General features: G+C 61.6%; 10 protein-coding genes. 8 read left to right on the top strand and 2 right to left on the bottom strand.

The window, feature by feature from the left end:
- Position 1: 1 nt before the first annotated feature.
- The gene (locus E0L37_RS07130) at positions 2–1,384 is read right to left on the bottom strand and encodes a TRAP transporter large permease subunit (protein ID WP_097058886.1); all 1,383 of its coding nucleotides are present in this window, start codon (positions 1,382–1,384) and stop codon (positions 2–4) included.
- Positions 1,375–1,839 (bottom strand): TRAP transporter small permease subunit, encoded by a 465-nt coding sequence (locus E0L37_RS07125; protein WP_133491079.1) that lies wholly within the window; start codon positions 1,837–1,839, stop codon positions 1,375–1,377. The genes E0L37_RS07130 and E0L37_RS07125 overlap by 10 nt, the downstream gene beginning before the upstream one ends.
- 343 nt (positions 1,840–2,182) lie before the next feature.
- Here E0L37_RS07125 and E0L37_RS07120 point away from each other — a divergent pair, with 343 nt between their 5' ends.
- From E0L37_RS07120 to E0L37_RS07080, 8 genes are all read left to right on the top strand, one after another.
- On the top strand, positions 2,183–3,241 hold the full coding sequence (locus tag E0L37_RS07120; RefSeq protein ID WP_201303671.1) for a PstS family phosphate ABC transporter substrate-binding protein: 1,059 nt from the start codon (positions 2,183–2,185) through the stop codon (positions 3,239–3,241).
- Between the two features lie 146 nt (positions 3,242–3,387).
- Positions 3,388–4,776, top strand: a complete 1,389-nt coding sequence (gene pstC, locus E0L37_RS07115) for a phosphate ABC transporter permease subunit PstC (RefSeq protein ID WP_133491078.1) — start codon at positions 3,388–3,390, stop codon at positions 4,774–4,776.
- 34 nt (positions 4,777–4,810) lie between these two features.
- Positions 4,811–6,079, top strand: coding sequence for a phosphate ABC transporter permease PstA (gene pstA, locus E0L37_RS07110; RefSeq protein WP_133491077.1), 1,269 nt, complete (start codon positions 4,811–4,813; stop codon positions 6,077–6,079).
- Between the two features lie 27 nt (positions 6,080–6,106).
- On the top strand, positions 6,107–6,997 hold the full coding sequence (gene pstB / locus E0L37_RS07105) for a phosphate ABC transporter ATP-binding protein PstB (protein ID WP_097058889.1): 891 nt from the start codon (positions 6,107–6,109) through the stop codon (positions 6,995–6,997).
- 26 nt (positions 6,998–7,023) lie between these two features.
- Positions 7,024–7,737, top strand: a complete 714-nt coding sequence (gene phoU, locus E0L37_RS07100; protein WP_022997310.1) for a phosphate signaling complex protein PhoU — start codon at positions 7,024–7,026, stop codon at positions 7,735–7,737.
- 227 nt (positions 7,738–7,964) lie between these two features.
- Positions 7,965–8,282: a metalloregulator ArsR/SmtB family transcription factor gene (locus E0L37_RS07090; RefSeq protein WP_133491076.1), complete on the top strand. Its 318-nt coding sequence runs from the start codon at positions 7,965–7,967 to the stop codon at positions 8,280–8,282.
- Positions 8,283–8,305: 23 nt separating this feature from the next.
- On the top strand, positions 8,306–8,800 hold the full coding sequence (locus E0L37_RS07085) for an arsenate reductase ArsC (RefSeq protein ID WP_133491075.1): 495 nt from the start codon (positions 8,306–8,308) through the stop codon (positions 8,798–8,800).
- Between the two features lie 2 nt (positions 8,801–8,802).
- Positions 8,803–10,092, top strand: coding sequence for an arsenic transporter (locus E0L37_RS07080; RefSeq protein ID WP_133491074.1), 1,290 nt, complete (start codon positions 8,803–8,805; stop codon positions 10,090–10,092).
- The last annotated feature ends 9 nt before the right edge of the window (positions 10,093–10,101 follow it).

The raw sequence follows: 10,101 nt of genomic DNA, 5'->3' as shown, positions 1-10,101 counted from the left end.
GTTATCCATATAGCAGGTGAGGCAGCCAGGTCGCCAGTTGAGGGAATAGCGCCAGGATACCGAGCATAATGATTTGGATGAAGACAAAGGGTACCACGCCCCGGTAAATATGGGTGGTACGGACTTCCGGCGGTGCCACTCCTCGCAGATAGAACAAGGCTATGCCGAAGGGCGGCGTCAGGAAGGAGGTTTGCAGGTTGAGGGCGATCATCACCCCCAGCCAGATCGGGTCCAGGCCCATGCCCAGCAGAATCGGCCCGACGATCGGCACCACCACGAAGGTGATCTCGATGAAGTCGAGGATGAAGCCGAGCAGGAAGATGATCACCATCACCATCAGGGTGGCGCCGAGAACACCGCCGGGCAGGGCATCGAACAGATGCTGCACCGCCTCTTCCCCGCCGAAGGCGCGGAACACCATGGTGAACAGGCTGGCGCCGATCATGATCATGAACACCATGGAGGTGAGCCGGGCGGCGCCGTGCACGGTCTCGCGCAAAATGGTGAAATTAAGATGACGGTTGGCGGCGGCCAGGATCAGGGTGCCGAAAGCGCCGACACCGGCTGCCTCGGTGGGCGTGGCCAGTCCGGCCAGGATCGAGCCCAATACGGCGAGAATCAGCAGCAGAGGCGGAATCAGGCCACCCAGCGCCGCCATCAGGCCGGTACGCTCATTGCCGTCGCCATCGTCGCGCTCCAGCGCCGGCACCTGCTCCGGCCGCAACAGGCTCACCGCCGTCATATAGATCAGGTAGAGCACGACCAGCACCAGCCCCGGAATCAGGGCACCGACGAACAGGTCGCCCACCGACACCGTTTCCAGGGCCCAGGCGCCCTGACGCAGTTGCGCCTCCTGGTAGGCGGTGGAAAGCACGTCGCCGAGCAGCACCAGGGCAATGGACGGGGGAATGATCTGGCCCAGGGTCCCGGTGGCGCAAATCAGGCCGGTGGCCAGGGAGGGCTGGTAGCCCCGGCGCAGCATGGTGGGCAACGTCAGCAGGCCCATGGTGACCACGGTGGCGCCGACGATGCCGGTGCTGGCGGCGAGCAAGGCCCCCACCAGAATGATGGAGAAACCCAGGCCGCCCGGCAGCCGCCCGAACAGCAGCCCCATGCTGGCCAGCAGCTTCTCCGCCACCCGCGACTTCTCCAGCATCACGCCCATGAACACGAATAACGGGACGGCGATCAGGGTGGTATTACTGATGATGCCGAACAGTCGGCCGGGCAGGAAGGTCAGGTCGTTTATCGAAACCATGCCGGTGGCCAGGCCGCCGACGGCGAACAACAGGGCGACACCGCCGAGACAGAAGGCCACCGGGTAGCCACTGAGCAGTACCAGGCCCACGGCCAGGAACATGGAAAGCGGCAGAATCATGTCCATGGATGGGTCTCCTGGTCTTCGCGGTCCACGGGTTGAGGGGCTCCGGCCAGGGTCATGGCATGGCGCAACAGATCCGCCAGCGCCTGGATTCCCAGCAGTACGGGCATCACCAGCAGCAGACTCTTGAGTATGAAGACCAGGGGAAGGCCGCCATTGTCCGATTTCTCCAGCCCCGCCCAGCTGTGCACCACATAGTCCAGGCTCAGCGTGAAAATCGCCACGCAGATGGGCAGCAGCAGAAACAGCGTGCCCAGCAGGTTCACCAACGCTTGCCGGCGCGGACCCCAGTGCTGATAGAGCACGTCCACCCGCACATGCTCGTCCTGTGCCAGAGTGTAACCGGCGCAGAGCATGAAGACGGCGCCATGCAAATAAGTGATGCTTTCCTGCAGAGCGATGTTGCCGATGCCGAGTCCGTAGCGCATTACCACCACCAGCACCATCAGGAATACCATAAGCAGGACGCACCAGGAGACGGCTCTGCCGACGACGCAGGTCAGGTGGTGCAGGGCCCGCTGGAAATGGGCCAGTCTCGGGGAATGGAGGACGGTCACGTTGTTATGTCACTGATCAAGAATTCGGCGGCGATTATACGGATCAGGCCGCCCGGGGTCAGCCAACAATGGACATTTGGTGGCCAATTCCGGCCCGGCGGCCTGCCGGGTATGGCATTAGAGGGTAGTGCAACCGTCACCCGGATGTAATCTTGCTGTCATATACGGAATCTAGCATGCCCCCTGCCTGAAAGAACAAACCGGGGTGGATCAACGCCGGTGCCATGAAACCAGGAGGCTTACTGTGAACGTTAAACTGAAAGCGTCGATTGTTGGGGCCGCCGCTGCTCTGGCTCTCGCCACCGCGCCGGCGACCGCTATCGCCCGCGACACCATCTCCATCGTGGGTTCCTCAACTGTATACCCGTTCGCTACCACCGTTGCCGAGCGTTTCGGCCGTGGCGGCAACCCCACGCCCAAGATCGAGTCCACCGGCTCCGGCGGCGGTCTGAAGCTGTTCTGCCAAGGCGTTGGCACGGATACTCCGGATATCACCAACGCGTCCCGCCGCATGAAGAAGTCCGAGTTCGAACAGTGCCAGAGCAACGGCATCAAGGACATCACCGAAGTGGTTATCGGCTATGACGGTATCGTTATGGCCAACTCCGCCAAAGCCACCCATATCGACCTGACCCTGCGCGACATCTTCCTGGCACTGGCCAAGGAAGTGCCGGATCCCAAGGGTGGCGAGAAGCTGGTGCCGAACCCCTACAAAACCTGGAAGGAAGTGAACTCCTCCCTGCCGGACACCAAGATTGAAGTGCTGGGTCCGCCGCCGACTTCCGGTACCCGTGATGCCTTCAACGAACTGGCTATCGAAGGCGGTTGTAAAACTTTCGACTGGCTGAAGGCCATCAAGGACGAAGACAAAAACAAGTACAAGGCGATCTGCCGCAGCATCCGTGAAGACGGTGCCTATGTGGAAGCCGGCGAAAACGACAACCTGATCGTGCAAAAGCTGGTATCCAACCCGAATGCCCTTGGCGTATTCGGTTACTCCTTCCTGGATCAGAACCGCGGTAAGGTGCAGGGTGCCAAGATCAACGGCGTGGCTCCGGCCATGGAAGTGATCGCCAGCGGCGAGTACCCGGTATCCCGGTCCCTGTACTTCTACGTGAAGAAAGCGCACGTGGGCGTGGTTCCCGGTATCGAGGGCTACATCAAGGAATTCACCAGCGAGCGTGCCTGGGGGCCGGAAGGTTACCTGGTGGACAAAGGCATGATTCCGCTGCCGGATGACAAGCGCGCCGAAATGGCCAAACAGGCCCAGGGCCTGGCCAGCATGACCGGTAGCGAGCTGTAATTCAGGGAGTGCGGATCGCAAGGATGCGTCATCTCGAGCCCGGTGGTCTTGGCCATCGGGCTTTTTCGCCCTCTGGGCAGAAGGCGGTTTGTTGGCCAAAACCCGCGGGTTTTGGCGAGCAAACAATGATCTCGGAGTAGCTGAGCATGCAAACAGGCAATCTGTTGCTGTTGCTGATCGTGATGGTGGCACTGGCCTACTACCTGGGCCATCAGCGGTCACTGGCTTTGGCACGGCCGTTGGGGGGCATCCGTCACCTCCACTCCCTGCCGTTCTATTACGCCATGCGCGCGGCCCTGTGGTGCGCTCTGCCAGCGCTGCTGATATTGGGGGGCTGGCTGGCGTTCGACGATACCATTATCCGCCAGACGGTGATGCAGGGGCTTCCCGAGGCGCTTCGGCCGGACAGTGACGGCGCCCGGGGTCTGTTGCTCAGTCAGATCCAGAACGTCGCCAGCGGCGCGCTGTCCCCCGAGTCGGTGGACCCGGCCATCGCCGCCGCCGCCGAGCGTCTCAACAACCTGCGAACCACCAGTGCCATGGCGTTGACCGTGGTGGTGATCGCGGTGGGGCTGGTCGGCGCCGCCTGGGGCTGGGTGAAAATCGCGCCGCAACTGCGGGCCCGGCAGCAGGTTGAATCGATCCTGCGCGTGATCTTCATGTTGTGTGCCACGGTGGCGATTCTGACTACCGTGGGCATCCTGATGTCCGTGTTGTTCGAGTCGATCCGCTTTTTCCAGAAAGTGTCTCCGGCGGAGTTCCTGTTCGGGCTGCAATGGAGCCCGCAAACCGCATTGCGGGCCGATCAGGTGGCGTCCTCCGGTGCCTTCGGGGCGATTCCGCTGTTCGTCGGCACCCTTTTGATTTCCACCATCGCGTTATTGGTGGCGGTGCCGATCGGATTGATGTCGGCGATCTACCTCGCCGAGTACGCCCCGCCCAAGGTACGTTCGGTGGCCAAACCCATGCTGGAGATTCTCGCTGGTGTGCCGACGGTGGTGTACGGCTTCTTCGCCGCTCTCACGGTGGCGCCCTTTATTCGTGGCGTCGGTGAGAGTATCGGGCTCGACGTGGCCTCGGAATCGGCGCTGGCGGCGGGGCTGGTGATGGGGGTGATGATCATCCCGTTCGTATCCTCCCTGTCCGACGATGTGATCACCGCGGTACCCCAGGTGATGCGTGACGGCTCTCTGGGGCTGGGGGCCACCCGCTCCGAAACCATCCGTAAAGTGGTGTTCCCGGCGGCGCTGCCGGGGATCATGGGCGGCATTCTGCTGGCGGCGTCCCGCGCCATCGGTGAGACCATGATCGTGGTGATGGCCGCCGGTCTGGCCGCCAACCTGACCGCCAACCCGCTGGACGCGGTGACCACCGTCACGGTGCAAATCGTCACCCTGCTCACCGGAGACCAGGAGTTCGACAGCGCCAAGACCCTGGCCGCCTTCGCGTTGGGTCTGATGCTGTTCCTGACCACGTTGTGTCTGAACATTCTGGCGCTGCATATCGTCAAGAAATACCGCGAGCAATACGAATGATCGGGCCCAGGGCACCGCAGTGGAGAATCATCGCATGAGTAAAACCACCGAGCAGGTACGCAAATCCCTGGCCCGCCGATACCGCGCCGAGCGCCGCTTCCGGGCCTACGGGATTATTTCCATCGCCATCGGTCTGGCGGCGTTGGCGATTTTGTTCACCGATATCATCGGCAAGGGGCACAGTGCGTTCTTCGAGCACTACGTCAAGCTGGATATCACCTTCAACGAGCAAACGCTGGACATCGAAAACGCCGGTGATCCGGAGCAACTGAACTACGGCAACTATGACGGCATCGTCCGGGAGGCCCTCAAGGCGCGTTTCCCGGGGGTGACCGAACGTCTCCAGGTACGGGAGCTGAGCGCGTTGATGAGCATCGGCGCCGGCTATGAGTTGCGCGATCTGCTGAGGGAGAACCCTGAGTGGTTGGGTACCACCCAGACCTTGTGGCTGCTGGCGGACGATGACGTGGACCTGTTCCTCAAGGCCGGTGAGAAGGGCCGCGAGGACAGCCGCATGAGCGTGGAGCAGAAAGCCTGGATCACGGAACTGGAAGCGGCCGGCGATACCGAACGTCGCTTCAACGCCTCGTTCTTCTCCAGCGGGGACTCCCGTGAACCGGAGCTGGCGGGGATCTGGAGCGCGGTGGTGGGTTCCTTCTTCACCATGCTGGTGACCCTGTGTCTGTCGTTCCCCATCGGTGTGGCCGCGGCGATCTATCTGGAGGAGTTCGCGCCGAGAAACCGCTTCACCGATTTTATCGAGGTGAACATCAACAATCTGGCGGCGGTCCCCTCGATTATCTTTGGTCTGCTGGGGCTGGCGATTTTCATCAACCTGTTCGGGGTGCCGCGTTCAGTGCCGGTGCTGGGCGGTCTGGTGCTGACGCTGATGACACTGCCGACCATTATCATCACCAGCCGGGCCTCGATCAAAACGGTGCCGCCGTCGATTCGCGAAGCGGCCATGGGGTTGGGCGCCTCGCGCATGCAGGTGGTATTGCACCATGTGCTGCCGCTGGCCCTGCCCGGCATGCTCACCGGCGCCATTATCGGCATGGCCCAGGCGCTGGGTGAAACCGCGCCGCTGCTGTTGATCGGCATGGTCGCCTTTATCGTCGACATTCCCACCGGCCCGCTGGATGCGTCCACGGTATTGCCGGTGCAGATTTACCTTTGGGCGGACAGCCCCGAGCAGTCCTTCGTGGCCATGACCTCCGCGGCCATCATGGTGTTGCTCGCCTTCCTGATCGCCATGAACACCTTGGCGGTTGTACTGCGTAAACGTCTCGAGCGTCGCTGGTAAGCGCCTCGCTAGCAGAGGAGATGACCGATGGACACCGCTGAGAAACTGGACAAGAACGCTTCCGGTCGGAATCATGCCGAGGAGCCGATGATCGACCTGGAAGAGCAGCCCATGCAGGAAACCCGATACCCGGAACACACCGTAGGCACGCCGTTCGTGGACGACCCGAAAATGCGTTTGCGCGACGTCGACGTGTTCTATGGCGACAACCAGGCGATCCACAAGGTCAGCCTGGACATTGGCAAGAATGAAGTGGTGGCCCTGATCGGTCCGTCCGGTTGTGGCAAATCGACTTTTCTGCGCAGCCTCAACCGTATGAACGACACCATCGATATCTGTCGTGTGACCGGTGAGCTGTTTCTGGAAGACCAGGATCTCTATGATCCGAAAATGGATGTGGTGGAGCTGCGTGCCCGGGTGGGCATGGTGTTCCAGAAGCCCAACCCATTCCCCAAATCCATCTATGACAACGTGGCCTATGGGCCGCGTCTGCATGGTCTGGCCAACAAAAAATACGAGCTCGATGAGATCGTGGAAACCAGTCTGCGCAAGGCCGGCCTGTGGGACGAGGTAAAGGATCGCCTGCACGCGCCGGGCACCGGTCTTTCCGGTGGACAGCAGCAGCGGTTGTGTATCGCCCGCACCATCGCGGTCAGCCCGGAAGTGGTGTTGATGGACGAGCCGTGTTCCGCGCTGGATCCGATCGCCACGGCCAAGATCGAGGAACTGATCGACGAACTGACCGAGTCCTACACCATCGCCATCGTCACCCACTCCATGCAACAGGCGGCGCGGGTGTCCAATCGGACAGCGTATTTCCATCTGGGTCGTCTGATCGAGGTGAATGACACCGAGACCGTGTTCACCAAGCCGGAACACGAGCTTACCGAAGCCTACATCACCGGTCGGTTCGGCTGACGCCCGGACGTTGAGGAGAGTGCCCCATGGATCGCACCTATTTTGGTCAACACAGCTCATCGCAGTTCAACGAGGCGTTGGAATCCATCCGTAACCATTTGATGGAAATGGGTGGTCTGGTGGAGAAGCAGGTCGTGGATGCGCTGGACGCGCTGCTGCGCGCCGACTCCGACCTGGCGGAAAAAGTCATGCAGGCGGAGGACAAAGTCGACAAGCTGGAAATCCAGATCGACGAAGAGTGTGCCCGGGTCCTGGCCCTGCGCCAGCCGGCCGCGTCCGATCTGCGCCTGATCATCGCGGTGACCAAGGCGGTGTCCGATCTCGAGCGGATCGGCGACGAGTCCGCCAAGATCGCCGCCATGGCGCTGCAATTGTCCGAGGAAGGCGAATCGCCGCGCGGCTATGTGGAAGTGCGTCATATCGGTAACCATGTGCGCAACATGCTGCGCGATACCCTGGATGCCTTCGCCCGCTTCGATGCCGACAAGGCTCTGGACGTGGCGGCGGAGGACAACGAGGTGGACCTGGAATACCGCTCGGCCATGCGTTCCCTGGTGACCTTCATGATGGAAGATCCGCGTGCCATTTCCCGCGTGCTTAACATCATCTGGTCCCTGCGAGCACTGGAGCGCATCGGTGACCATGCCCGCAACATCGCCGAGCAGGTGATCTTCCTGGTGAAGGGCAAGGACGTCCGCCACATTTCCATGGACGAGATGGAAGAGAAGGTCAAAGGCTAAGACGCTGTCACGCAACACGCTTGCACGCGAATGAGGGGGGCGACCTTGCGGTCGCTGCTGATGTTGACCCTGGAGGAGGTTGACAGACGGTGGGGCGTGGCAACGCTATTATTTGCGTGTTGCGTGTTGCGTGTTGCGTGTTGCGTGTTGCGTGTTGCGTGTTGCGTGTTGCGTGTTGCGTGTTGCGTGTTTAATATATCCGTTATTCCGGATAAACGGATTAATAAATGAATCTGACTGTCGCACAACTGTGTAAATGCCTTGCCGATGAGAACCGCCTGCGGCTCATGGCCCTGATGGAAAAGGAGCGGGAAATCTGCGTCTGCGATCTGGTTGCAGCCCTGGACTCGCCCCAATCCACGGTGTCCCGTCATCTGGCACAGCTGCGCCAGTGTGAACTGGTGGTGGCGCGCCGTGAGGGCACCTGGATGCACTACCGGCTCAATCCGGCGCTGCCGGAATGGGCGATCGCCACCCTCGACACCCTGTTGCCGCCCGCCCGCGAGCAACTGGGGATTACCCCCATCGACACGGCATGCTGCTAACCCTTTAATTCTGGAGCGCTATCATGACCACCCCTGTCAAATTACTGTTTCTGTGCACCGGTAATTCCTGCCGCTCGATCATCGCCGAAGCCCTGGCCAACCATCTCGGCGAGGGCCGGATTCGTGCCGCCAGTGCCGGCAGCCGGCCCAGCGGCCAGGTCCATCCCCGTGCCCTGGCGGTGCTGGAACGTCATGGCATCCCGGTGGGCGAGCCCGCTTCCAAATCCATGGACGATCTGGAGGTTGAGTCCTTCGACGCTATCGTAACCGTCTGTGATGCCGCCGCCGGCGAGTCGTGCCCGGTCTGGCTGGCGGATACCGCCAAATCCCACTGGGGGATTCCCGATCCGGCCACGGCGCAGGGCGATGACGCTGCCATCGACGCCGTATTCGAGGCCACCTACGAGCGGCTGCGGGGCCGCATCGAGGACCTGGTGGCGCTGGATCTCGAGAATCTGAACGCCCTGGGATTGACCGCGTCCTTGCAGAAAATTCATCGCTCCCACGGTGAACACTGATCATGCTGCTGGCGGTACTGATCTTCATCGCCACCCTGACGCTGGTGATCTGGCAACCCCGGGGGCTGGGTATCGGTTGGAGCGCCGGCGCGGGGGCCCTGGTGGCCCTGCTCACCGGTGTCATTCATCTCGATGACATTCCCGTGGTCTGGGACATTGTCTGGAACGCCACCTTCGCGTTCATCGCCATCATCATCATCAGCCTGATCCTGGACGAAGCCGGGTTCTTCGAATGGGCGGCGCTGCATGTGGCCCGCTGGGGCGGTGGCCATGGTGGCCGGCTGCTGGCGGCGGTGGTGTTGCTCGGTGCCCTGGTGGCGGCGGTGTTCGCCAACGACGGGGCGGCGCTGATTCTGACCCCCATTGTTTTTGAAATGCTGCTGGCGCTGGGATTCGGACCCGCCGCCACCCTGGCGTTCATCATGGCGGCGGGTTTTATCGCCGACACCGCCAGCCTGCCCCTGGTGGTCTCGAATCTGGTCAATATCGTGTCCGTGGACTTCTTCGATATCGGCTTTGGCGAATACGCCACGGTGATGGCGGTGGTGAATCTGGTGTCGGTCTCCGCGTCCCTGTTGGTGCTGTGGTTGTTCTTCCGCCGCGACGTGCCCAAGGGGTATGAGATAGCCAAGCTGCGTCAGCCTCGCGAAGCGATCAAGGACCCCAGAACCTTCCGGGCCGGTTGGTGGGTGCTGGTGCTATTGCTTGGCGGCTTCTTTTTCGCCGAGCCCATGGGAGTGCCGGTGAGCTTGATCGCGGGTATCGGCGCCTTGGTGCTGTTCCTGATTGCCCGTCATGGTCATCACATTTCCACCATGAAAGTACTGCGCGGCGCGCCCTGGAATATCGTGGTGTTCTCTTTGGGCATGTACCTGGTGGTCTACGGCTTGCGTAACGCCGGCCTCACCGATGCCGTCGCCGGGGTGTTGAACCAACTGGCACGGCAGGAGTTGTGGGTCGCCACGCTGGGCACCGGCTATATCGCCGCCGGGCTGTCCTCGATCATGAATAACATGCCCACGGTGCTGGTGGTGGCGTTGTCCATTGACGATAGCCAGGCCGGTGGCCTGGTACGCGAAGCGATGATTTACGCCAACGTCATCGGCAGCGATCTGGGGCCGAAAATAACGCCCATCGGCAGCCTGGCGACGTTGCTGTGGCTGCATGTTCTGGCCCGTAAGGGCATGAAAATCGGTTGGGGTTACTACTGCCGCGTGGGCATTGTCCTGACCCTGCCGGTGTTGACCGTCACGCTGCTGGCTCTGGCCGGTTGGTTGGCGGTGCTGTCATAAGCGAGAAAT

The organism is Alcanivorax sp. 24 (assembly GCF_004360225.1).
GTDB lineage: Bacteria > Pseudomonadota > Gammaproteobacteria > Pseudomonadales > Alcanivoracaceae > Alloalcanivorax > Alloalcanivorax xiamenensis.
This window is presented reverse-complemented; position numbering and strand designations above follow the sequence as displayed.

Excerpts from the sequence above, each read along its gene's own strand:
- E0L37_RS07130 (WP_097058886.1), bottom strand. The coding sequence starts at position 1,384 with ATGGACATGATTCTGCCGCTTTCCATGTTCCTGGCCGTGGGCCTGGTA.
- E0L37_RS07125 (WP_133491079.1), bottom strand. The coding sequence starts at position 1,839 with ATGGTATTCCTGATGGTGCTGGTGGTGGTAATGCGCTACGGACTCGGC.
- pstC (WP_133491078.1), top strand. The coding sequence starts at position 3,388 with ATGCAAACAGGCAATCTGTTGCTGTTGCTGATCGTGATGGTGGCACTG.
- pstA (WP_133491077.1), top strand. The coding sequence starts at position 4,811 with ATGAGTAAAACCACCGAGCAGGTACGCAAATCCCTGGCCCGCCGATAC.
- pstB (WP_097058889.1), top strand. The coding sequence starts at position 6,107 with ATGGACACCGCTGAGAAACTGGACAAGAACGCTTCCGGTCGGAATCAT.
- phoU (WP_022997310.1), top strand. The coding sequence starts at position 7,024 with ATGGATCGCACCTATTTTGGTCAACACAGCTCATCGCAGTTCAACGAG.
- E0L37_RS07090 (WP_133491076.1), top strand. The coding sequence starts at position 7,965 with ATGAATCTGACTGTCGCACAACTGTGTAAATGCCTTGCCGATGAGAAC.
- E0L37_RS07085 (WP_133491075.1), top strand. The coding sequence starts at position 8,306 with ATGACCACCCCTGTCAAATTACTGTTTCTGTGCACCGGTAATTCCTGC.
- E0L37_RS07080 (WP_133491074.1), top strand. The coding sequence starts at position 8,803 with ATGCTGCTGGCGGTACTGATCTTCATCGCCACCCTGACGCTGGTGATC.